This window comes from Erysipelothrix tonsillarum DSM 14972, assembly GCF_000373785.1.
In the GTDB taxonomy this organism is placed as follows: domain Bacteria; phylum Bacillota_I; class Bacilli_A; order Erysipelotrichales; family Erysipelotrichaceae; genus Erysipelothrix; species Erysipelothrix tonsillarum.
In genome coordinates this window covers 160,286-182,494 of the sequence record NZ_KB892380.1, presented here as the reverse complement: position 1 = coordinate 182,494, position 22,209 = coordinate 160,286, and the positions used below count along the sequence as shown (strand labels likewise).

26 protein-coding genes and 1 riboswitch are annotated in these 22,209 nt (G+C 38.1%); of the genes, 25 read left to right on the top strand and 1 reads right to left on the bottom strand.

Translation table 11 applies throughout. The features are described 5' to 3' along the window. Positions 1–211 precede the first annotated feature (211 nt). Genes B096_RS0108555 through B096_RS0108535 form a run of 5 tightly spaced genes read left to right on the top strand, consistent with a single transcriptional unit; the run spans position 212 to position 4,187 of the window. Positions 212–1,357, top strand: a complete 1,146-nt coding sequence (locus B096_RS0108555) for a trans-sulfuration enzyme family protein (protein WP_018580317.1) — start codon at positions 212–214, stop codon at positions 1,355–1,357. A 1-nt stretch (position 1,358) separates the two neighbouring features. After that, entirely contained in the window at positions 1,359–2,081 is a 723-nt protein-coding gene (locus B096_RS0108550) for a gamma-glutamyl-gamma-aminobutyrate hydrolase family protein (protein WP_018580316.1), read from the top strand. Positions 2,082–2,100: 19 nt separating this feature from the next. Further along, positions 2,101–3,378, top strand: a complete 1,278-nt coding sequence (locus B096_RS0108545; protein ID WP_018580315.1) for an APC family permease — start codon at positions 2,101–2,103, stop codon at positions 3,376–3,378. After that, positions 3,375–3,752 (top strand): RidA family protein, encoded by a 378-nt coding sequence (locus B096_RS0108540; protein ID WP_018580314.1) that lies wholly within the window; start codon positions 3,375–3,377, stop codon positions 3,750–3,752. Before B096_RS0108545 ends, B096_RS0108540 begins: the two co-directional genes overlap by 4 nt. Positions 3,753–3,791: 39 nt before the next feature. Beyond that, entirely contained in the window at positions 3,792–4,187 is a 396-nt protein-coding gene (locus tag B096_RS0108535; RefSeq protein ID WP_018580313.1) for a hypothetical protein, read from the top strand. 14 nt (positions 4,188–4,201) lie between these two features. Here B096_RS0108535 and B096_RS0108530 read toward each other — a convergent pair whose 3' ends face one another. Continuing rightward, a complete protein-coding gene (locus tag B096_RS0108530; RefSeq protein WP_018580312.1) occupies positions 4,202–4,864 on the bottom strand; it encodes a helix-turn-helix transcriptional regulator in 663 nt (220 codons plus the stop codon). Between the two features lie 180 nt (positions 4,865–5,044). Here B096_RS0108530 and B096_RS0108525 point away from each other — a divergent pair, with 180 nt between their 5' ends. The 20 genes from B096_RS0108525 (at position 5,045) to lysS (ending at position 22,209) form a co-directional block, all read left to right on the top strand. Then, on the top strand, positions 5,045–5,452 hold the full coding sequence (locus B096_RS0108525; RefSeq protein ID WP_018580311.1) for a GNAT family N-acetyltransferase: 408 nt from the start codon (positions 5,045–5,047) through the stop codon (positions 5,450–5,452). A gap of 9 nt (positions 5,453–5,461) precedes the next feature. After that, positions 5,462–5,641, top strand: coding sequence for a hypothetical protein (locus tag B096_RS0108520; RefSeq protein WP_018580310.1), 180 nt, complete (start codon positions 5,462–5,464; stop codon positions 5,639–5,641). Between the two features lie 315 nt (positions 5,642–5,956). After that, complete coding sequence (rpmE, locus tag B096_RS0108515) at positions 5,957–6,160, top strand: 50S ribosomal protein L31 (protein WP_018580309.1); 204 nt, start codon at positions 5,957–5,959, stop codon at positions 6,158–6,160. Between the two features lie 156 nt (positions 6,161–6,316). Next, positions 6,317–6,928, top strand: coding sequence for a thymidine kinase (locus B096_RS0108510; protein ID WP_026254171.1), 612 nt, complete (start codon positions 6,317–6,319; stop codon positions 6,926–6,928). Further along, positions 6,928–8,007 (top strand): peptide chain release factor 1, encoded by a 1,080-nt coding sequence (gene prfA, locus B096_RS0108505; protein WP_018580307.1) that lies wholly within the window; start codon positions 6,928–6,930, stop codon positions 8,005–8,007. The genes B096_RS0108510 and prfA overlap by 1 nt, the downstream gene beginning before the upstream one ends. Further along, positions 8,007–8,858 (top strand): peptide chain release factor N(5)-glutamine methyltransferase, encoded by an 852-nt coding sequence (gene prmC, locus B096_RS0108500; RefSeq protein ID WP_018580306.1) that lies wholly within the window; start codon positions 8,007–8,009, stop codon positions 8,856–8,858. Before prfA ends, prmC begins: the two co-directional genes overlap by 1 nt. A gap of 57 nt (positions 8,859–8,915) precedes the next feature. Further along, positions 8,916–9,524, top strand: coding sequence for an L-threonylcarbamoyladenylate synthase (locus B096_RS0108495; RefSeq protein WP_018580305.1), 609 nt, complete (start codon positions 8,916–8,918; stop codon positions 9,522–9,524). Next, positions 9,521–9,976, top strand: a complete 456-nt coding sequence (gene rpiB, locus B096_RS0108490) for a ribose 5-phosphate isomerase B (protein WP_018580304.1) — start codon at positions 9,521–9,523, stop codon at positions 9,974–9,976. The genes B096_RS0108495 and rpiB overlap by 4 nt, the downstream gene beginning before the upstream one ends. Further along, complete coding sequence (glyA, locus tag B096_RS0108485; protein WP_018580303.1) at positions 9,973–11,205, top strand: serine hydroxymethyltransferase; 1,233 nt, start codon at positions 9,973–9,975, stop codon at positions 11,203–11,205. The genes rpiB and glyA overlap by 4 nt, the downstream gene beginning before the upstream one ends. Beyond that, a complete protein-coding gene (gene upp, locus B096_RS0108480) occupies positions 11,202–11,822 on the top strand; it encodes a uracil phosphoribosyltransferase (protein WP_018580302.1) in 621 nt (206 codons plus the stop codon). The genes glyA and upp overlap by 4 nt, the downstream gene beginning before the upstream one ends. Positions 11,823–11,907: 85 nt before the next feature. Beyond that, on the top strand, positions 11,908–12,645 hold the full coding sequence (locus B096_RS0108475) for a copper homeostasis protein CutC (protein WP_018580301.1): 738 nt from the start codon (positions 11,908–11,910) through the stop codon (positions 12,643–12,645). Positions 12,646–12,658: 13 nt separating this feature from the next. After that, positions 12,659–12,717: riboswitch (Fluoride riboswitch) on the top strand. A 39-nt stretch (positions 12,718–12,756) separates the two neighbouring features. Continuing rightward, positions 12,757–13,926: a cation:proton antiporter gene (locus tag B096_RS0108470; protein ID WP_018580300.1), complete on the top strand. Its 1,170-nt coding sequence runs from the start codon at positions 12,757–12,759 to the stop codon at positions 13,924–13,926. Positions 13,927–14,000: 74 nt separating this feature from the next. Beyond that, complete coding sequence (locus tag B096_RS0108465) at positions 14,001–14,201, top strand: DUF1146 domain-containing protein (RefSeq protein WP_018580299.1); 201 nt, start codon at positions 14,001–14,003, stop codon at positions 14,199–14,201. A gap of 28 nt (positions 14,202–14,229) precedes the next feature. Next, on the top strand, positions 14,230–15,228 hold the full coding sequence (mreB, locus tag B096_RS0108460) for a rod shape-determining protein (protein WP_018580298.1): 999 nt from the start codon (positions 14,230–14,232) through the stop codon (positions 15,226–15,228). An 89-nt stretch (positions 15,229–15,317) separates the two neighbouring features. Continuing rightward, on the top strand, positions 15,318–15,872 hold the full coding sequence (locus B096_RS0108455) for a hypothetical protein (RefSeq protein WP_018580297.1): 555 nt from the start codon (positions 15,318–15,320) through the stop codon (positions 15,870–15,872). Positions 15,873–15,882: 10 nt separating this feature from the next. Beyond that, positions 15,883–17,085, top strand: a complete 1,203-nt coding sequence (tilS, locus tag B096_RS0108450; RefSeq protein WP_018580296.1) for a tRNA lysidine(34) synthetase TilS — start codon at positions 15,883–15,885, stop codon at positions 17,083–17,085. Positions 17,086–17,110: 25 nt separating this feature from the next. Beyond that, positions 17,111–17,650 (top strand): hypoxanthine phosphoribosyltransferase, encoded by a 540-nt coding sequence (gene hpt, locus B096_RS0108445; protein WP_018580295.1) that lies wholly within the window; start codon positions 17,111–17,113, stop codon positions 17,648–17,650. 13 nt (positions 17,651–17,663) lie between these two features. Next, on the top strand, positions 17,664–19,559 hold the full coding sequence (gene ftsH, locus B096_RS0108440; protein WP_018580294.1) for an ATP-dependent zinc metalloprotease FtsH: 1,896 nt from the start codon (positions 17,664–17,666) through the stop codon (positions 19,557–19,559). A 57-nt stretch (positions 19,560–19,616) separates the two neighbouring features. Continuing rightward, positions 19,617–20,489, top strand: coding sequence for an Hsp33 family molecular chaperone HslO (hslO, locus tag B096_RS0108435; RefSeq protein WP_018580293.1), 873 nt, complete (start codon positions 19,617–19,619; stop codon positions 20,487–20,489). A gap of 235 nt (positions 20,490–20,724) precedes the next feature. After that, complete coding sequence (gene lysS / locus B096_RS0108430; RefSeq protein WP_018580292.1) at positions 20,725–22,209, top strand: lysine--tRNA ligase; 1,485 nt, start codon at positions 20,725–20,727, stop codon at positions 22,207–22,209.

Sequence of the window (22,209 nt, the reverse complement as noted above, 5' to 3'; positions counted from 1 at the left end):
TAAAGGAGTGATATACTTTACATAATGTAAGCGTTTTACTGATTTTGTGAATACTCACCTATTTGTCACATGAAATAAAATATATTTTAGTAGAATATGCTTGACTGAGAAAATTCCCTATGATAATTTAATTGTAATGAAATATATTTCATTTGATGAATAATAAAACATCTGATGAAATAAATTTTATTCTTTGCGGAGGAGATAAACTATGAAAACTAATACAAAGGTACTTCACGGTTATAATATGATTGATGAACATACGGGGGCGTCATCAATCCCGAAGTATCAAGCCTCAACGTTTCACCAGGACAATATGTTTGAGAAGCAAACTTATACTTATAGCCGTTTCGGTAACCCAACTCAACGATCGTTGGAAGAAGCGGTCGCATGCTTAGAAGACGGCGCATTTTGTATCTCTTATGCTTCAGGAATGGCTGCAATTTCGTCTGTACTGTTGATGCTTAAAAGTGGGGACCATCTCATTGCTCCAAATGATATCTATGGTGGTGCATATCAGCTAATAACTGAAATTCTTCCAAATTATGGCATTGAACATACATTTGTCGATATGCAAGATTGCTGTGCATGTGAAAAGGCAATTCAAGACAATACACGACTTTTGTATCTTGAAACACCTTCGAACCCATTACTTTGCGTTACTGATATCGAAGCGATGTGTAACCTTGCTAGGAACCATAATATATGCGTCGCAATCGACAATACGTTCACATCACCCTTGTACCAAGATTCTTTTAAACTCGGTGCCGACCTTGTAATTCACAGTGCTACCAAGTTTCTTAATGGTCATAGTGATGTTGTAGCAGGAATGGTTGTAACGAATCATGAAGATCTTGCGAAGCGCTTGAGACAGCATCAATGTACTTTTGGCAGTGTTTTAGGAATTGAAGAAAGCTGGTTGGTTTTAAGAGGGATTAAGACATTAGGTATTCGTATGGAACGTAGTAATGCGAACGCTCAAAAAATTGCGGAATACCTTAATGCTCACCCTAAAGTTGAAACAGTGTTCTATCCCGGACTTAAAACCCATCCGGGACATGCAATCCATATGAAAGAAAGTCATACTGGGGGATCGGTCTTATCATTCAAACTTAAAGGACGTCCCCAAGTAAAACAATTTGTTGAAAATTTAAGAATACCACTTGTCGCAGTGAGTTTAGGTGGTGTAGAATCAATTCTATCTTATCCATGTACAATGTCACACGCATGCATGTCCGAAGAAGATCGCATTACACATGGAATAACGTGTGGGCTTTTACGTTTATCCGTGGGGATTGAGGATATAGACGATTTAATCAATGATATAGAAAATGCCTTAGCGCATGTGGAGGACTAAAATGAAAACCAAAAAGATTATTGGGATTTCTGGAAGTATTATTTTTGAACAAGGAATGCACCCAATGTTTGAACGCTCGTATGTAAATAATGATTATATTCAATCGGTGATCCGAGCCGGGGCAATTCCGTTCATCATTCCATTTAACGAATCAGAAATGGTAATTAAGGAACAAATCGAGAGTTGTGATGGTCTGATTCTATCAGGTGGACATGATGTTTTTCCGCATAACTACGGTCAAGAACCACACCAAAAAATTGGAGAAGTATGGCCGGAAAGAGATGTGTTTGATTTGAGATTAATAAAATATGCGACTGAAAAACAAATACCGATACTGGGTATTTGTCGAGGATTTCAGATGATCAACGTCAATTGCGGGGGAAGTTTAGTGCAGGATTTATCACTTAAAGCAGGTGTAACGATTAAACACGCACAAAATCAACGACCAGATCTTGGGACCCATCATGTAACGATTCAAAAAGACTCAATCTTGTATGGGATTTTTAACCAGACTGAGATTATGGTTAACTCCTTTCATCATCAAATCGTTGACAAATTGGGCACCAATTTGATTGCTACAGCAATATCACCCGATGGAGTTGTGGAAGCATTTCAAGCTATCAACGGTCCTTGGATGATGGGGGTTCAATGGCATCCGGAAATGATGAGTCAAACAAACGATGGCATGCAAGCCATCTTTAATGAACTCGTAGAACAAGCATAAGAAAATTTGAGGGGAAATTATGAAAAAGAAATTAGGACTTGGAAGCATTATTCTTTTAGGAATTAATGCGATTATAGGATCAGGGATCTTCTTACTGCCAAATAAAGCAATGAGTTTGATTGGAACAGCAAGTATTTTTGTAATCATATTTGATATGTTATTAGTTATTTGTGTTGCACTTTGCTTTGCGGAAGCATCTTCATTGTTTAAGAAAAATGGAGGGCCTTACGTTTATGCTAAAGAAGCCTTTGGCGATTTCATAGGTTTTGAAGTTGGGTTTATTAAATGGGCTATTAGTATTATTGCGTGGGCAACGATGGCGGTTGCGTTTGCGACGGCACTTGGACAAATTATCCCTGCGGCTCAAGAAACGATGGTTAAAAATACTATTGTAGTATGTATTCTTGTCGGTCTTGGTATTGTCAATATTTTGGGCGTTAATATTTCGAAAGTTTTAAACAATATTGTGACGATTTCAAAGCTCGTACCGCTCGTTATTTTTATTGCGGTGGGTATCTTCTTTATCCAACCAGCGAACTTTGTTCCTTTATTTCCAAATGGCGCTTACCAATCGGGATCATTTGGAGAAGCAGCATTACTGCTGTTCTATGCGTTTACGGGATTTGAATCGATTGCGGTAGCGGCGGAAGATATGGATAATCCACAAAAGAATTTACCGAAAGCCATTATCATTGTTATGTTGATTGTGTCCTTCTTTTACATCATGATCCAAACCGTATCCATCGGGATTTTGGGTCCAGAACTTGCAACAATCACAACACCAATCCAAACTGCCTTAGAACGCATTTTAGGTCCAGCGGGTGGTGCATTAGTTGCTGCGGGAACCTTGATTTCAATTGGTGGCATTAATATTGCATCATCTTTCATTACACCACGAAGTGGCGTTGCCTTAGCGGATGATGGTCTCGTTCCTGCCTTTGTGGGAAAACGCAGTAAACGTGATACTCCCTATATGGCGATTATCATCTCTGTTGCGCTTGCAATTCCAATTGCTTTATCCGGAAGCTTCACAACACTTGCCGCCATCAGTGTCGTTTCACGTTTTGCGCAATACGTTCCTACATGTTTATCAATCTTAATTTTTAGAAAAACCAAAAAAGATGAAGTGCGGTCATTTCAAATACCCTTTGGTCCAGTCGTCCCAATTGTAGCGGTTGTTATTAGTGTTTGGCTCTTATTCCAAGCAAGTATGACGCAAATTGTATGGGGCTTAGGAGGGCTTATTATAGCGGTACCGTTTTATTTCATCATGGGAAGAAAAGGAGCTATACAATGATTAAAAAAATTCATACAGAAGATGCACCCAAGGCGATTGGACCTTATGTGCAAGCAAATCAAATCGGAACACTTATTTTCACATCAGGTCAATTAGGAATTAATCCTGAGACCGGCCAACTAGAAACAGGGATTGAAGCCCAGACAGTGCAAATATTTAAAAACTTATCAGCAGTTTTAGAAGCAGGCAATTCAGATTTGAATCACGTTATTAAAACAACGGTATTTTTAAAAAATCTAGATTATTTTGCTCAGGTCAATGAAATCTATGCACGCTATTTTAATGAAGTACTTCCGGCACGGAGTGCCTTTCAAGTAGGGAAATTACCGATGGATGCTGAGATTGAAATCGAAGTTATCGCACATATTCGATAAGAAAATATGGTAGTATATAATTACTAGGTGGGTGATTTGATGAAAAAAATCAAAGAAGCTTTACGATTATATGCTCCGATTTTTATAATTATCGCAATCGGCATTGGATGGTTATTGGTTTCGGTGAAAGGCGACTTTTACTTTATCACCACATATCTTTTGTATATTGCAATTATCATGGCAGGTTTTGGGATCGTTAAGTATGATAAACATAAATTAGCGGACTTAGAACTGCGTGATCTTGAGAAAGAAATACGGTTCTTATTTGTTTTTCTTATGTTTCTTTTATTAGGGACCGTGTTGCTATGGGTTACACACAAGTTAGAATTGGCATACTGTGTAGCACTGTTGTTGCTTGTGGGGGTAGGATCTGTGGATCTTATACTGAAGTATCAGGAAGTTATCCGAAAACGAAAAATAAAAAACAATCCGTGAGAATGGATTGTTTTTTATTTTTCTTCTAGATTCCGCAAATGCAAATAAACCGTATTACGTGAAATTTTTAAAGATTCCGCAACACGAATTGGAGCATCTTTGAGTTCAAAAATACCGCGTTCATACAAACGTTGGATAATTGTTTTATTACGCTGATTGAAACTAATCGTTTCATCGGCATCCACTTCTTGAATGACTTTTTGAGTCACATTAACCATTAAATCATCAACCGTCTCCGCAAAAGTTTCGGTTGCATCTGTTTCACCAAATGATTCAGGAATAAACGATGCCATAACTTTATGAAAAGGATCATTTAAATTCCAATTGAAGCATACAAGAGCAATGGGCTCTCCTTCGATGCCTTTGATGACGGTAGTACTTGATTTTAAACATTGTTGGTTTGTATTACGTGTAAAATATTGCTTACTGCGGCTGTTGGGATTGTCATCTTCCTCAGATTCGATTTGTTTAAGGATATCTAATGCATAATCAGTAATTGGAGCACCAACTTTACGACCGGTATGATGTCCATTCGCAATAAAAATCACAGAGTTGGTATAATCTTGAAGACTGTGTAAGACAATTTCACAACTTTCGCCGAGATATTGACTCAAAGCAGTGAGTAACGTTTTAATCTCATTAATAAGAACTTGATTTGCTAATTCGTTTTGATTCATGGGACCCTCCACAATGACTTGATACAAATATAATAGCATGAGCGTATCGTAAATGAAATAATATTCAAAGACTAAACAATAATTCAGTAAAAGAATAAAGCTCTTTAAAGGGCGCGCGATTAAAGTTGTGTAAAAGAGACTTAAAGCATACAATAGAACTAAGAATTGGAGGTGCGAAGCATGATTACATATAAACGGGATATTGAACTTGAATTAAATGATGTCTTGAAGCTTTACAGTGATGCTGGATGGTATGCCTATACAAATGATCCTGAGAGACTCATGAGCGCAGTAAAAAACTCTTTATGTACGATAACGGCATGGGAGGGTGATCAATTAATTGGATTAATCCGTGCGGTTGGCGATGATGCGAGTATTCTTTACATTCAAGATATTTTGGTTCTTAGCGCAAGACAGCGTGAAGGTATTGGGAAAACGTTGTTATTAACCCTTATGTCGTTGTACAAACATGTTCGCCAAACAGTCTTAATTACGGATAATAGCCCTAAAACCATAGCATTTTATAAGAGTATTCCGATGAAACTAATTGAAGATGCACAGGGGAAATGCTTTATATATTACCAATAAGGAGAAATAATGAAACATAAAAAAACAGGATATGGAGTGCCTTTCGGGCTCATGTTTGGAACCACTTTGGCGATTTTACTCAATCTAATCTTTAACATCCCCCTTGTCTATACGCTTACGGTAGGGCCAGGTTTTGGACTTCTTGCTGGCATTATTATTGAAGGCTTTGTATCAAAGGATGATGTGTAAGGTATGGCTTTTAAGTTCGCGGATGCAGAACGCTCACGTTCAATTACAATACATTTGACGGAAAAAAGCACGCATAATTAGAAAATTATTTGTAGTGTAAAAGGGTTCAGTGGATAGAGTTGTGTGTGAGTTTGAAATGGAATGTTTGTTTTACAATACGATTTTTTTAAAAGTGTAATAAAGTCCTTCAGATAAGCCTATTTATTTTATGCAAACGTATAAGGAATAATTATTGCGCTTTACTATTGGATATGATATTATTACTTAGCACTTATCTAAAGTGAAAAAACTTTAGGCGGAAGGAGACATGTACATATGAAAAAAGGAATTCATCCAGAATACCATCAAACTAAAATTGTTTGTTCATCTTGTAATACTGAAATTGAAGTTGGTTCAACAGCAACAGATCTACGTGTAGATACTTGCTCAAACTGCCATCCTTTCTATACAGGTAAACAACGTTTTGCTAACGCAGCTGGACGTATCGACAAGTTTAACAAGAAATATGGTATAAAATAAGGTTCAACCTTATAAACAATGAAAAAGAGTGTTGGCGACAGCGCTCTTTTTTATGAGTAAATTATGAAATATAAAAATATAGTGTTATTTTTAGGACTTTGTGTATTAATTTTGTTAAAATACGATAGAATAATAATGATGAGGTGAAAGAATATGATGTATCATCAATATCAAGAGGGTTATATCGAAGTCATTACTGGATGCATGTTTGCTGGTAAGACTGAAGAATTAATCCGTCGTATTAATGTTTTAAAATTTGCACACAAAAACATAATCGTTTTTAAGCCAGCTGTAGATAATCGCTACAGTGATAGTAAGGTCGTTTCGCATGCGGGAACAAGCGTGCAAAGTGTTGTAATTGATAAAGCAACAGACATTTTAAAATACGTTACAAATGAAACGGATGTTGTTGCAATTGATGAAGTTCAATTCTTTGATGATGAAATCGTAAAGGTTTGTGACCATCTTGCTTTAAAAGGCAAACGTGTAATGGTAGCAGGTCTTGATATGGACTTTCGTGGAGAACCCTTTGGCGTAATTCCTAAATTAATGACTACTGCAGAGTTTGTTACAAAACTGACGGCAGTTTGTACAGAATGTGGCGCACCTGCGACACGGACACAACGTTTAGTCAATGGAAAACCGGCGTCATATAATGATCCCGTTGTCATGATTGGAGCGAGTGAGTCCTATGAAGCACGATGCCGACATGACCATATTGTTTTGGATAAACCTCAAATTAATGGATATAGCAAAGGTGATAAATAATGATGGAAAAGACAATGAGAGACCGTCTTGAAAAGATCCAAGCCCGTGACGAAGAAATCACAGAAATGATGATGTCGACGGATGTATTATCGGATCGTAAAATGATGGCAAAACTTGGAAAAGAACAATCCGCTATGCAACAGGTACTGCATGCATATCGACAATTTTTAGAAGCAGAAGATTTTTTTACGCAAGCACAAGAAATGCTTGCTGTTGATGAGCCTGAGTTGCAAGAACTTGCAACCATGGAATCAGCAGAATATTCTGAAAAAATGGAACAAATAATTAAAGAACTTGAAGTACTGCTTGTACCGAAAGATCCATCAGATTCGTTTGATGCGATTGTGGAAATTCGTGGTGCTGCAGGGGGCGACGAGGGAAATATTTTTGCGGGGGATTTATACCGTATGTATACTCGTTACGCAGAAAGTCTTGGCTATAAATATGAAGTCATCGAAGCAATGGATGCTGAAGCTGGGGGTTATTCGCTGATTTCTTTCGTGGTTAAAGGTGCTGAACCTTACCGCCATTTTAAATTTGAATCGGGTGCCCATCGAGTACAACGTGTACCAAAGACTGAAACACAAGGTCGTATTCATACTTCAACCGCAACGGTACTTGTACTTGCGGATGTTGAGGAAGAGGAAATTGATATTGATCCTAACGATTTGGAAATCGATACAATGCGTTCTTCGGGTGCGGGTGGACAACATGTTAATAAAACGGACTCAGCGGTTCGTATTGTTCACAAACCTACAGGGATTGCGGTGAAGTGTCAAGATGGACGTTCACAACATGATAATAAAGACAAAGCGATGCGTTTAATTCGTGCTCGTGTTTATGAAGAACATCAACGCCGTATTCAAGCAGAACGTCATGGGGAACGACAATCAAAAGTTGGTACCGGAGACCGTTCTGAAAAAATTCGTACTTATAACTATCCACAAAACCGTGTGAGTGATCACCGTATTGGATTAACATTACAAAAATTAGATATTATTATGGAAGGTAAGCTGGATGAAATTGTGAATGCTCTGCTTGAGCAAGAACAAAAAGAAATCCTTGAACAAGGTGCTTAATGACTTATAAAGATTTAGTTAATGAGGGAACAGAGATTCTCGACAAAGCAAATATCTATACGGGCTTCGCTCGTGTTTTAATGCTTGAACTCTTAAGAGAAAAAGATTTAGATATGTTTGTGATTTATAATGAAGATGTTGAAGCTTCTTTCATTGACGAATATCGAAATAAAATTGAGCAATTAACAACAGATGAACCGCTTGGTTATGTATTGGGCTATGAATGGTTCTATGGATATAAACTCTTTGTGAATGAGGGTGTTCTGATTCCGCGAGCTGAAACAGAAGAACTCGTCGGTCATCTCTTATCCGATATTGATACTTATTTTGATGCACCCGTTGTTGCGGATGTGGCTTGCGGAAGTGGTGCCATTGGTATTGCTTTAGCAAAAGAATTAGGGTTAAAAGTTTATGCTTCAGATATTAGTGAAGAAGCATTGGAAGTGGCTCGTCGTAATGCAGATTACAACGAGGCAGATGTAGTATTTATGCAAGGTGATATGCTTGAACCGCTTATCGCGGAGAATATTAAACTGGATATTCTCGCTTGCAATCCCCCTTATATTAAAAATACAGAACATATTCAAACTTCGGTTTTAAACAACGAGCCTCACGTCGCCTTATTTGGTGGTGAGGATGGTTTGTTTTTCTACCGCAAAGTATTTGAGAAGGCACATCTTGTTTTAAATGACAAAGCAGTGATGGCTTTTGAAATTGGTTTTGATATTGGAGAAGCTGTTGTCTCATTAGCACAAGAATTTTTTAGTGACGCTGAGGTAGTGCTTCGCCAAGACATCAATGGCCTTGATCGTATGGTCTTTGTCTACAAAGGTATTAATCTCGAAGATTAGTATCTTTTTTTTGGGGATGTGTGTGATAAAATAGAAATAGAGAGTTGAGGGAACAATATGGATACAAAACGATTTAATAAAAATCAAAGTGATGACATTGCGAAAATGATTCAAGAGGGTGGGCTTGTCGCAATTATGACAGATACTGTATACGGTTTAGCTGCAAACAGTGCAGAAGGATCGTTGTATCAAAAGCTAAAAGATGCCAAAGAGCGTCCAGAAAACAAACCGTTTCCACTGATGGTGGGATCGCTTGACCAAATTGAAAGTGTAGCGGAGTTAACAGACCGAGATCGTCATTTAATGAATACATTTATGCCCGGGGCAGTAACCTTTATTTTTAATATTAAAGATGGTGTCTTCCCGTTCTTAGGGGACCAACGAACGATTGGAATTCGTATGGCCGATGATAAATGGGTTCAAGATATTATTAATAAAGTTGGCCATCCGATATGGCTTCCCTCTGCAAACCGTTCAGGGTTTGATACAGCAACATCATCCGATATGGTCATAGAACAATTGGATGGTCGTATTGAAGGCGTTGTTTTAGGGGAATGTGTCGGAGGGATTTCGTCGAGTGTGTTTGATATTACAGGTGACGTAATTAAGTGCTTACGACAAGGTGTTATTACATTAGAAGAGATAAATAAGGAGGCGAATTTATGAAAATCGCAATTGCAGCTGACCACGGAGGTTATACAACGAAAGAAGGGCTTCGCGTAGTCTTAGAAGAAATGGGTCATGAAGTTAAAGATTTTGGGGTATATTCTGAAGAATCAATCGATTATCCCGATTTCGCATATCCTGCCGCAAAAGCGGTAGCGGATGGTGAGTTTGATCGGGGTGTTGTTGTATGTGGAACCGGTGTTGGTGTTTCAATTGTTGCGAATAAAGTTCGCGGCATTCGCTGTGCTTTAGTTACAAGCACCGAAGTAGCACAATTAACACGAGAACATAATGATTCAAATATGTTAGCGCTTGGTGGGCGAACAACACCATATGAAACGAATGTGGAAATCCTTAAAACATGGATTAATACACCATACAGTGAAGATGCACGCCATGGTCGTAGAATTTGTAAGATTTCTGACATTGAGACCAAGGAGGGCCGTGAATGAGAGATACACTCGTATTTGACGCAATTGAATTAGAAGAACAACGACAACTTGATCATATTGAGTTAATTGCATCCGAAAATTATGTTTCAGATCAAGTATTGGAAGTAACTGGAAGCATTCTAACGAATAAGTATGCTGAAGGTTATCCCGGAAAACGCTATTATGGCGGCTGTGAGAATGTTGATGTCATTGAAAATTTAGCCATTGATCGTTTAAAAGAAATCTATGGCGCAGAGCATGCGAATGTGCAACCACACAGTGGTTCTCAAGCAAACATGGCTGTGTATATGACTGTCTTGGAACATGGTGATGTTGTTTTAGGGATGGATTTAAATTCCGGAGGACATTTAACACATGGTCATCAGTTAAACTTTTCTGGAATCAATTATACATTCTTTGGTTATGGTGTTGATAAACACACTGAAATGATTGATTATGATTTTGTTTTAAAACGCGCTTTAGAAGTTCAACCGAAGTTAATTGTTGCCGGTGCCAGTGCTTATTCCCGGGAAATTGATTTCAAACGTTTTAAGGAAATTGCGGATGAAGTGGGTGCATATCTCATGGTTGATATGGCTCATATTGCCGGTCTTGTTGCGACAGGCCTCCATCAAAGTCCCGTTCCTTATGCTGATTTTGTGACAACAACCACACATAAAACATTGCGTGGACCACGTGGCGGTGCGATTCTTTGCAAAGAAAAATTCGCGCGGAAATTAGATCGTTCGGTCTTTCCTGGGATGCAAGGCGGGCCATTGATGCACGTCATTGCCGGTAAAGCTGTATGTTTTTATGAAGCATTACAACCAAGTTTTATTGAGTATCAACAACAAGTTATTAAAAATGCGAATGTGCTCGCCGAAACATTTTCTAACTTGGGCTATCGTCTTGTCAGTGGTGGAACAGATAACCACTTGATTTTAGTAGATGTGAAAAACAGTATTGGAATGACTGGCGCACATGCAGAAAAAATTCTAGATAAAGTAGGCATTACGATTAATAAAAATGCAATTCCATTTGATGCTGAGAGACCAGCAGTTACAAGTGGAATCCGTCTTGGGTCACCGGCTATGACAAGTCGAGGATTTAAAGAAGATGAGTTTATAAAGATTGCTCACTGGATTCATGAGGCGCTTACGCATTATGAAAACGATGAAATCTTGACCAAAATTGGTAATGAGGTAAAGGCGCTTACACGCCAATACCCGGTGAGAGGAGAACGAGTATGATTACAGTATTAAACCACCCATTAATTACTCATAAGTTAACACAAATGAGAATGGAGTCCACAAAAACGAAGGACTTCCGTCAAAATTTAGATGAAATAGCAGGTCTTATGGCTTACGAAATTACACGTGACCTTAAATTAGACCCTGTTACTATTCACACACCTTGCGGTGAATACGAAACATTTGAGATGAAACGCGATGTTGTATTAGTTCCAATCTTACGTGCTGGATTAGGAATGGTCGATGGGATTCAAAATCTCATTCCAACAGCAAAAGTAGGACATGTTGGTGTGTATCGTGATGAAGAAACATTGATGCCTCACGAATACTTCGCAAAATTCCCTGAAAACTTAGCGGAATCTGAAGTTTTAGTTTTAGACCCAATGCTTGCAACCGGCGGTAGCGCTGATGCAGCGATTGAAATTGTTAAACGACATGGCGCTAAAACAATTAAACTTGTTTGTCTTGTTGGGGCACCAGAAGGTGTTGAATTGATTAAAAAAACACATCCAGATGTTGATATTTTCTTAGCGGCATTAGATGAAAAACTTAATGAAGATGGATATATTGTTCCAGGTCTTGGTGACGCGGGCGATCGTATCTTTGGTACTAAATAATTCCAAGTCGCAGTTTCACTGCGACTTTTTTTGTTTTTGCTTGCAACCCAAGCTATAATTAAACTAATGAAAAGGAGTTGTCACAATGATTGTTGAAGTGTGTGCTGGAAGCGTCGAAGACTGTGTTGTTGCAGAGGCTTGTGGGGCTTCGCGAATCGAACTGAATAGCGGTTTGTTTTTAGGTGGATTAACGCCAAGTGTTGGGATGCTTATTGAGGCCAAAAAACGGACCACAATTCCCATTATCACGATGGTTCGTCCTCGTGGTGGCGGTTTTTGTTATAGTGAACTCGAAGTCGAAACGATGATTTGCGATGCGCGCCTACTCATTGAACATGGCACAGATGGTCTCGTTTTTGGCTTCTTGAATGAAGATAGTACTGTGGATAAAGAATTGACACGTTTTTTTGTTAATCTGTGTAAAGATAAGGGTATTGAAGCGATTTTTCATCGTGCCTTTGATCGGGTTAAAGATCCCGTCCAGGCGATGGATGATTTAGTGGATTGTGGTGTTGATCGTGTTTTAACAAGTGGTTTAGAAGCGAGTGCAGAAAACGGCATCAAGCTCCTTAAACATTTACAAGAGCATTATGGTGAGGATATTGAATTATGTGTCGGGGCGGGGGTTAACCAAGATAATGCATTAAAAATAATCGGCGAGACGGGGATTTGCCAGCTACATAGTTCCTTTAAGGTATGGCATCATGATCCAACAACACATAGTGATGGTGTCTCGTATCGTTATAGCGACTATGGTGATTATGAAGGCGTTGGGTTCGAAAAATTAAAAGCGTTTATTGAAAAAATAAAATGCAGCGAATAAGTGTGATATAATTATACAAATAGGCGATGGAGTTCGCCCCTAACCGCGACAGCTGATGACTCCTGCAAGAGACCGAAGGGTCTTTTTGCAGGAGTTTTTTTTGGAGGAAATATGGCATATACAATCGCAATTATCATTCTATTGGGTCTTGTTTTAAAAAAAATTGGGAGATGTTTGAACGTTCCTAGCTTGCTTTTTCTTATCATCTTAGGAATTGTTTTGGGACCGTTTGGGTTTAATAGGTTGGCCCCAACATTCTTAGAACTTGGACCAGATTTACGTTCAATGGCCCTGATTGTAATTCTGCTTCGAGCAGGTTTTGGTTTAAAACGAGAAAAATTAGTCCAGGTTGGTCGTCCATCGATTTTGTTGAGTTTTATTCCAGGGATGGTTGAAGGGATTACCGCTATGGTTTTAAGCATTTATTTTTTTGAATTTAATATAGCGCAAGCAGGGATGCTTGGATTTATTCTTGCAGCAGTTTCGCCAGCGGTTGTTGTTCCGATGATGATTCATCTTGAAAAGGAAGAATTGGGAACGAATAAAAACATACCTACAATGATTTTAGCTGCGGCATCACTTGATGACACAGTTGCAATCACATTCTTTTCGATTTTTTTAGGAATACATACTCAAGGCTATTCATCATGGGGGATTATGCTCATGAAATTACCGATAATGCTTATTTTAGGGGTGTTCCTTGGGGGGATCATAGGGTTAACGTTCAGCAAGGTTGCTAAGAAACAACCAGAGTCTGTGTTTGTGTTAGTTGCGTTATCCATATGCCTGTACCAATTAGAATCCAAGATTCCAATTGCATCCCTTTTAGGCGTGATGACGAGTGCCGCCATCATTCAAGAACAAAAACCTGATTTAGGACGATATTTATCCGAGGCTATGGATAAAATTTGGATTGTTGCTGAAATTTTTCTTTTTGTTTTGGTTGGAGCCCAAGTGAATTTAAATGCGATAAGCTCATCGGGAGCAATTGGTCTCGTTGTGATTGTAGTTGCGCTTTTTATGCGGTCGTTGGGAGTGATGTTGTCGCTAGTAGGTACAAATTTGAACTTAAAAGAACGAATATTTGTTGTAATTTCCTATATCCCTAAAGCTACAGTACAAGCTGCTATGGGAGGGGTGCCACTAGCTTTGGGGGTGCCCCATGGTGAAGTCATTCTCGCACTTTCGGTCTTAGCAATACTATTAACAACACCGATTGGCGCAATCGGTATGAATCTTGCAGCGCCGATCCTATTGGAAAGTGCTAAAAAAATAGATTAACGCAAATTTTGTTATTTGATATTATCAATGGAATTTCAGTGTGTTATTTGATATAGTAATATAGGTGAATAATTATGCATGATATCCAAAGAATTGTTTTATATTTCGTATGTTTTCTTGCAAGCGCATATGCGTTAAGTGGGATCGATTTTCATAAAGTGATGCGAAAAGGTAGTGAAACGCGTATTCAATTACTCTACATATTCTTATCTCTTGGATTAGGTTATGTTGTAGCGCAGTTTTTAATGGGATTATCATTCGCTTATTTCATGTAGAAAAGACGAGAGAATTGGAGGACAAAGAATGTTTTCAAAAGCAGTCGGAATTGACTTAGGTACCGCAAATATTTTAATTTATGTAAAAGGCGAAGGCGTCGTTTTAGACGAACCTTCAGTAGTATCCATTGATGCTGAAACAAAAAAATGCCTCGCTGTAGGACAATCAGCAAAAGATATGTTAGGACGTACTCCAGGACGTGTGTTAGCCATTCGTCCATTAAAAGATGGGGTTATTGCAGATTTTGAAGTAACAGAAATGATGCTTCAATATTTTGTCAGAAAATTAAATTTAAAAGGGATGTTTTCACGCCCAACGATTTTAATTTGCTGTCCATCAAACATTACATCTGTTGAACGAAAAGCAATCAGTGATGCAGCGTATCGTGCCGGTGCTAAACGTGTATATATCGAAGAAGAACCTAAAGTTGCTGCAGTAGGTGCAAATCTTGATATTTCAAAACCAGCAGGTTCAATGGTATTGGACATAGGTGGTGGTACAACGGATGTTGCGATTTTATCACTTGGTGAAATCGTTACAAGTACATCACTTAAAGTAGCTGGAGACCGTTTAGATCACGATATCATTAAATATGTTAAAGATACTTATAAACTTCTAATCGGAGATCGTACTGCTGAAGAAATTAAAACGCATATTGGTACTGCACGTATCGATAGTGTAAAAGAAATGGAACAAACAACGATTGCAGTAAGTGGTCGTGACTTAGTAACAGGTCTTCCAAATACAATTACTTTAAAAGCAGAAGAAACAGCAAATGCTATGCACGAAAGTCTACAGGACATTGTGCGTGCTTGCCGTACGGTTCTTGAACAAACACCTCCAGAATTATCAGCTGATATTGTAGGACGCGGTATTGTGCTAACAGGTGGAGGAGCGTTATTACACGGTCTTGATGAATTAATCTCACATGAACTAAGTATTCCTGTGTATGTTGCAGAAAACGCATTAACATGTGTTGCTGAAGGTACTGGAATCATGTTAGAAAATTTAGATTTAGTTCGATAATAACAACTCAAGTATTTAAAAAGAGCCATTGGCTCTTTTTATTTAGGATAGTAACTCTTAATCGATTATCTAGTTGAGGAGGGGTTGTTATGATGAAACTTGAGCCTGGATGGCTACGAAATTGCGAAATTCATTCGGCAGAACGAACGGTTAAAGATTATTTAGAGACGTACCAGGAATATATTCGTTTGTTACCATCGTATTATATGCGGAAAGAATGCATTAGTGGGTTGAACCGCATGTACCGGCAAAAATTTTGGTCGTGTGAATCGCTAAATATAAATGTACGTGTTGGGGATATTTGCTATATGGAATTTGGCCAAGCGTTTATCAATGAAGCCGGGTATCAACATTTTGGGTTGGTTATGGGAATATTCAATCACAAGGTTTTCGTAGTTCCAATGACTTCTAACTATGAACTCGTTCAACAAGCTCGGAATGTAAGTGTTAAAGGGAAAAAACATCTTTACTATATTGGGAAGATTAATGGCTTGAATAAAGCATCGGTACTTTTTCTTAATGATTGTAAATATGTTAATTCTGCACGTGTGATCTCAATTAATGGTCATATTGAACCGGGTAGTTCGATGTTTGCAGAAATTCGGAAGTTGATTATAGAAGAAACCTTTGGAATAAATGATTAGGAGATAACAGATGGAAAATAAATGCTGGATTGTAGGCGTTTCAGGGGGTCCTGATTCGATGGCACTCTTGGATAAATTACACAGTAATGGCGTGCAGTGCCTCGCTGCACACGTAAACTATGGAAAACGCGCCACAAGTAAACGGGATGAGGATATTGTCAAGACTTTCTGTACGACTTATGGTATCCCTTTTGAATGTATTAATTACCAAGATAATGGGGTAAATCATAACTTTCAACATCAGGCGCGCGAATTCAGGTATGCATTTTTTAAAAATCTCGTTTCAAAGTATCAGGCGGAAGGGGTAGCGATTGCCCACCATTTTGATGATGATCTTGAAACGTATGTCTTTCAGAAACAACGCAAGATGTTAAGTGAACATGTGGGTCTTGCGAGTTATGTGGAAATCATGGGTGTCACAGTGTGGAGACCGCTGCTGCATGAGACAAAAAAGGAGCTTGTAGAATACTGTGACGCAAAGGAAATTCAATATGGAATTGATGAGTCAAATTTAACCTTGGACTACACACGAAATCGAATTCGTAACGATATTCGTAATATGGATACAAATTCATATGAAAGTTTGGTAAAAGAAATGGATGAGGCAAAGCAAAGCGGAGCAAAAAGGAGTAGAATAGTGAAGAGTATCTCAGAGCAACTGAGTTCAAACGTGGCTCTTGATATGTATGCACTCATTCAAGATGGTTTAAGACCTCTCGTCCTTCGATCATGGTTAGCACAAAATGGTATCATGACGTATGACATGAGCGGTAGTTATCTCAAAGAGTTGGATAAGCTTATTTTACAAGAAAAGGCGTTTCTACAATTTGGTAATAAACGACTGAGTTCAAGTTATGGTGAACTTACGGTTATGGAAAATGATGCGTTTGAATATCGATATGATGAAATTATATATGAAAAAACCGATCATTTTATTCTCAGTAACTCGGGTAAAACCATTGAAGGTGTAACGCTAAAAGATAACGATTTTCCAATCACAATTCGAAATGCTCGTGAGGGTGACGCAATTCAAATGAGATTTGGAACAAAACCCTTGAATCGATTCTTTATAGATCGCAAAATACCTCGTCATGACCGTGAATTATGGCCGGTTATTGTGAATTCATCGCAACAAATTGTGTTTGTTGTGGGAATGGGTTGTGATGAACATCATTACTCTAACAATCCCAATCTTTTTATGTTAGAATTATAGTTATCGCAGGAGGATTATTTATAGTATGCACCAAGATGTAGAGAGTATTTTGATAAGTGAAGAAGAAATAGAAAAAAGATGTGAAGAACTTGGACAAGTAATCACAGAACATTATAAAAATGTTGAAGGTCCACTCGTACTTGTAGCGCTTTTAAAAGGATCCGTACCATTCCTTGCGCGCCTCATTAAGTACATTGACCTTGATATCGAATTTGACTTCATGGACGTTTCAAGTTATGAAGGTACAGAATCATCACGCGATATTCGAATTTTAAAGGATTTGGATCGTTCAATTAAAGGCACGAATATCTTACTTGTAGAGGATATTGTGGATACAGGAAATACATTAAAGGCAGTTATTAAACTGTTACAGAATAAAGGGGCACGCGATGTAAAGGTTATCACTTTGTTGGATAAACCATCACGTCGTGAAGTAGATGTTTATGCTGACTTTATTGGTTTTGAAATCGAAAACCTATTTGTTATCGGTTTCGGTATGGACTATTATGAAAAATATAGACAATTGCCATACATTGGAATCTTAAAAGATACAATCTATAAGTAAGGAGTGAATCCCGTTGAAAAACAATAAAAAAAATAATATTATTTTGATGGTAATGACTGTGATGATGGCGTTAGTAATCATGCAGTTAGCTGCACATCAAACACAGAAGGTATTACCTGTTAAAGAATTCTATAACGTTGTGGAAACAAAAAAAGTTGAAAACACCGTTATTAAACCAAATAATAATGTCATTGATATTACAGGTGTTTATGTTGAAAATGACCGTAAAATTGGATTCTCAACACGTTTACCAAATACACCTGAACAATTAAATGCTGTTACAAAGTTACTTGCTGAAAAAGATGCAGCAATGCTTACAGCGGATCCTAATGAAAGTAATTTCTTTGTGGATTTCTTGCTTGTAATCATTCCTTACATCTTATTAGGTGGTTTTATGTTCTTCCTATTCTCAAAAATGGGAAATGGCGGTAATAATAAAGCATTTGAATTCAGTAAATCACGTGCAAAAGTCCAAGGCGATATTAAAGTACGCTTTAAAGACGTAGCAGGTGCTGAAGAAGAAAAAGAAGAAATGCAAGAATTGATTGAATACTTAAGACATCCAAAACGCTTTGAAGCAATGGGTGCTCGTATTCCAAAAGGAATGCTTCTTGTAGGTCCTCCAGGTACTGGGAAAACATTGCTTGCTAAAGCAGCAGCCGGAGAAGCGGATGTTCCATTTTACGCTATTTCTGGTTCTGATTTCGTAGAAATGTTTGTCGGAGTTGGAGCGAGCCGTGTTCGTGATATGTTTAAGAAAGCCAAAGCAACAGCACCATGTATCATTTTCATTGATGAGATTGATGCAGTTGGTCGCCAACGTGGTGCAGGTATGGGTGGTGGACACGATGAACGTGAACAAACACTTAACCAATTACTTGTTGAAATGGATGGAATTGAAGAAAATTCAGGTGTTCTCGTCTTAGCGGCAACAAACCGTGATGACGTATTGGACCCTGCCTTGTTACGACCAGGACGTTTCGACCGTACGATTACGGTTGGATTACCTGATGTAAAAGGCCGTACAGAAATCTTACAAGTTCATGCTCGCAATAAAAAAATTGCTGATGACGTTGTGCTCAAACATATTGCACGACGCACACCTGGATTCTCAGGGGCTGATTTGGAAAACGTATTAAACGAAGCTGCAATTCTTACAGTTCGTGAAAATAAAACAGAAATTAGCACTGATATTATTGATGAAGCAATTGACCGTGTAATTATGGGACCTGCTAAAAAATCTAAAAAATACAGTGAAAAAGAACGCTATATGGTTGCAGTTCATGAAACTGGACATGCAATTGTTGGTATTAAATTAAAGAGTGCAGATAAAGTACAAAAAGTTACAATTATTCCACGTGGACAAGCAGGTGGATATAACTTGATGACGCCACGTGAAGAAACATTTACTCAAAGTCGTTCTGATTTAATGGGTAAAATCACAGGGTACCTTGGTGGTCGTGTTGCGGAAGAAATTGTCTTTGATGAAATTTCAACTGGTGCATACTCAGATATCCAATCCGCTACCAAAATTGCACGTGCAATGGTTACTCAATATGGTATGAGTGATTTAGGTCCAATTCAATACGATAGTAATGATGGGAATGTGTTCTTAGGAAGAGATATTTCTCAACCTCAAAACTATTCCGGACAAATTGCATTTGAAATTGATAAAGAAGTACGTCATATTATTGACCAATGTAAAGAAGATGCACGTAAACTTATTGAAGAAAATCGTGACCTTCTTGATCGCATTGTTGAAGCGCTTCTTGAATATGAAACGATTACAGCAGAGCAAATTCAAAACATTGTTGAAGGCCGTGAAGCCAATGATAATGGTGTAATTGCAGCTGAAGTAGTAAGCGAAACAGTTCAAGAATCTAACACATCAATTGAAAAAGAAATTTAAGCTTAGAGGGAGCCCCAATTCGTTGGGGCTTTTTTAAGAAAAAAAGAGGAGATAGTTATGAGTGATAAAATAGTACGCGCGATGGCGCTCAATGGAAATGTTCGAATTTTTGTTGCGAAAACAACAAATCTTGTACAAAGAGCACATGAACTCCATGGTACTTATCCTGCTGCTTCCGCGGCATTGGGACGTACCTTGAGTATTGGGGCTATAATGGGAACTACCTTAAAAAATGATGACGAAAAACTTGTGATTGAAATTCGTGGTGATGGTGAACTTGGACAAATTCTTGTGAATGCAGATAATAAAGGGTTTGTTCGTGGTCTTGTCTCCAATCCGTATGTTCATAAAGTTAACAGTATTGGTAAATTGGATGTAGGTGGTTCTATTGGTCATGGGACGCTTCGTGTTACTCATGATGTTCTGGATGGTATGGCCTTCAGCTCGCAAGTAGAACTTCAATCAGGCGAAATTGGGGACGATTTTGCATATTACTACGCACAAAGTGAACAGATTCCTTCGGCTGTTTCTGTGGGGGTACTTGTAAACGAGGATTTATCGATCAAATCAGCCGGGGCAATTTTGATACAAGTACTGCCTTCTGCAACGGAAGAAGATATAAGTGAAATCGAAAAAACACTCGCACAATTGCCGCCGGTTTCAAATCTTATGATTGATCAAGAAGCAGTTGAAGTATGTGCGAATTTGTTTAATGATGTGTTGATTCTTGAAACTACGGATACTCAATATTACTGTGGTTGTAATAAAGAACAAATGACCGATGTTTTACGTACTCTAAGTACGGATGAACTGAAAGAACTTATTGCTGAGGATCAGGGAGCTGTTTTGGAATGTCATTATTGCCATTCAAAATATACTTTTGATGAGGCTGCTTTAAGAGAAATAATTTCCGAACGACAAAAAAATTAAGACCGTTTAATGCCCGGTAAAATTGAGGTTTCAATACACAGAAAGATCAAATTATGTTATGATACGTGACGAAACGATATGATTTCTTTATAATTCTAGTTTGGAAATGCATTTATTAATTTTAATAAATTGCTGTTATCGGTGATTTTGACGGCTGTTTCGATAAATTAGATGAATTCATTAACAGAATTTGATAAGATAGTATCAGATTATTTACATAAGAAAGAGTGATAATATGGGACATGAATTAACAGAGCAAGAAATTGTTCGTCGTGAGAAAATGGAGGCATTGCGTGAACAAGGGATTAATCCTTTTGCCAGTGGTTTCAAACCAGAAGAACGTTCATCAGACATTATTGGGGCTTACGACAGCAAATCCAAAGAAGAACTTGCGGAATTAGGTGCAACAACTAAAATTGCAGGACGTGTAATGACGAAGCGTGTTATGGGAAAAGCTGGTTTTATGCATCTTCAAGATCGTGATGGTCAAATTCAAGTATATGTGCGTAAAGACACAGTGGGTGACCTAGCGTTTGAATACTTTAAAGAACTCGATTTAGGAGATATTCTTGGTGTGGAAGGAACAATTTTCCGTACAAATCATGGAGAATTATCTGTTAAAGCGAGCGAGTTAACGCACCTTACGAAAGCATTACGACCATTACCTGATAAATTCCACGGTCTTCAAGATAAAGAAGAACGTTACCGTCGTCGCTATTTAGATTTAATTATGAACGAAGACTCACGTCGTACCGCGATGTTGCGTCCTCTTATCATGCGTTCAATTCGTAAATTTTTCGATGATCGTGGTTTAGTTGAAGTTGAAACACCGGTTTTAACACCAATTTTATCCGGTGCTGCTGCACGTCCATTTGTGACACACCATAATACATTGGATATGGAATTCTATCTTCGTATTGCAACAGAACTCCCTCTCAAACGTTTAATCGTTGGGGGTATGGAAGGTGTTTACGAAATTGGTCGTCTATTCCGTAATGAAGGAATGAGTCCAAAACACAACCCTGAATTCACTACAATTGAAGCTTATGTTGCGTACGCTGACATGTATGACATGATGGATATCAGTGAGGGATTACTTGAATACCTTGCTCATGAAGTTCTTGGAACTACTGAAATTGTCTATCAAGGCACCGAACTTTCATTAAAAGGACCTTACCGTCGTGTACACATGGTTGATTTGATTAAAGATGTTACGGGTGTTGATTTCTGGAATGTTAAATCCGATGAAGAAGCTGTAGCGATTGCAAAAAAACATAATATTGAAATGGCTAAACACCAATTATCATTTGGCCACGTTGTGAATGAATTTTTCGAAACATTCTGTGAAGAAAAAATTGTTCAACCGACTTTTGTTTATGGACACCCTGTTGAGGTTTCCCCATTAGCTAAGAAAAATCCAGAAGATCCTCGTTTTACGGATCGATTTGAAATGTTTATCGATGCTCGTGAGTATGCGAACGCATTCTCTGAACTTAATGATCCAATCGATCAACGCGAACGATTTGAAAGTCAATTAAGCGAACGTGAGTTGGGTAATGAAGAAGCAAATGAAATGGATATTGATTATGTTGAAGCATTAGAATACGGAATGCCACCTACAGGTGGTATCGGTATTGGACTTGATCGTTTAATTATGTTATTAACCGACAGTGCAAGTATTCGTGATGTATTGTTATTCCCACATATGAAAAAAAGATAA

Excerpts from the sequence above, each read along its gene's own strand:
- B096_RS0108555 (WP_018580317.1), top strand. The coding sequence starts at position 212 with ATGAAAACTAATACAAAGGTACTTCACGGTTATAATATGATTGATGAA.
- B096_RS0108550 (WP_018580316.1), top strand. The coding sequence starts at position 1,359 with ATGAAAACCAAAAAGATTATTGGGATTTCTGGAAGTATTATTTTTGAA.
- B096_RS0108545 (WP_018580315.1), top strand. The coding sequence starts at position 2,101 with ATGAAAAAGAAATTAGGACTTGGAAGCATTATTCTTTTAGGAATTAAT.
- B096_RS0108540 (WP_018580314.1), top strand. The coding sequence starts at position 3,375 with ATGATTAAAAAAATTCATACAGAAGATGCACCCAAGGCGATTGGACCT.
- B096_RS0108535 (WP_018580313.1), top strand. The coding sequence starts at position 3,792 with ATGAAAAAAATCAAAGAAGCTTTACGATTATATGCTCCGATTTTTATA.
- B096_RS0108530 (WP_018580312.1), bottom strand. The coding sequence starts at position 4,864 with ATGAATCAAAACGAATTAGCAAATCAAGTTCTTATTAATGAGATTAAA.
- B096_RS0108525 (WP_018580311.1), top strand. The coding sequence starts at position 5,045 with ATGATTACATATAAACGGGATATTGAACTTGAATTAAATGATGTCTTG.
- B096_RS0108520 (WP_018580310.1), top strand. The coding sequence starts at position 5,462 with ATGAAACATAAAAAAACAGGATATGGAGTGCCTTTCGGGCTCATGTTT.
- rpmE (WP_018580309.1), top strand. The coding sequence starts at position 5,957 with ATGAAAAAAGGAATTCATCCAGAATACCATCAAACTAAAATTGTTTGT.
- B096_RS0108510 (WP_026254171.1), top strand. The coding sequence starts at position 6,317 with ATGTATCATCAATATCAAGAGGGTTATATCGAAGTCATTACTGGATGC.
- prfA (WP_018580307.1), top strand. The coding sequence starts at position 6,928 with ATGATGGAAAAGACAATGAGAGACCGTCTTGAAAAGATCCAAGCCCGT.
- prmC (WP_018580306.1), top strand. The coding sequence starts at position 8,007 with ATGACTTATAAAGATTTAGTTAATGAGGGAACAGAGATTCTCGACAAA.
- B096_RS0108495 (WP_018580305.1), top strand. The coding sequence starts at position 8,916 with ATGGATACAAAACGATTTAATAAAAATCAAAGTGATGACATTGCGAAA.
- rpiB (WP_018580304.1), top strand. The coding sequence starts at position 9,521 with ATGAAAATCGCAATTGCAGCTGACCACGGAGGTTATACAACGAAAGAA.
- glyA (WP_018580303.1), top strand. The coding sequence starts at position 9,973 with ATGAGAGATACACTCGTATTTGACGCAATTGAATTAGAAGAACAACGA.
- upp (WP_018580302.1), top strand. The coding sequence starts at position 11,202 with ATGATTACAGTATTAAACCACCCATTAATTACTCATAAGTTAACACAA.
- B096_RS0108475 (WP_018580301.1), top strand. The coding sequence starts at position 11,908 with ATGATTGTTGAAGTGTGTGCTGGAAGCGTCGAAGACTGTGTTGTTGCA.
- B096_RS0108470 (WP_018580300.1), top strand. The coding sequence starts at position 12,757 with ATGGCATATACAATCGCAATTATCATTCTATTGGGTCTTGTTTTAAAA.
- B096_RS0108465 (WP_018580299.1), top strand. The coding sequence starts at position 14,001 with ATGCATGATATCCAAAGAATTGTTTTATATTTCGTATGTTTTCTTGCA.
- mreB (WP_018580298.1), top strand. The coding sequence starts at position 14,230 with ATGTTTTCAAAAGCAGTCGGAATTGACTTAGGTACCGCAAATATTTTA.
- B096_RS0108455 (WP_018580297.1), top strand. The coding sequence starts at position 15,318 with ATGATGAAACTTGAGCCTGGATGGCTACGAAATTGCGAAATTCATTCG.
- tilS (WP_018580296.1), top strand. The coding sequence starts at position 15,883 with ATGGAAAATAAATGCTGGATTGTAGGCGTTTCAGGGGGTCCTGATTCG.
- hpt (WP_018580295.1), top strand. The coding sequence starts at position 17,111 with ATGCACCAAGATGTAGAGAGTATTTTGATAAGTGAAGAAGAAATAGAA.
- hslO (WP_018580293.1), top strand. The coding sequence starts at position 19,617 with ATGAGTGATAAAATAGTACGCGCGATGGCGCTCAATGGAAATGTTCGA.
- lysS (WP_018580292.1), top strand. The coding sequence starts at position 20,725 with ATGGGACATGAATTAACAGAGCAAGAAATTGTTCGTCGTGAGAAAATG.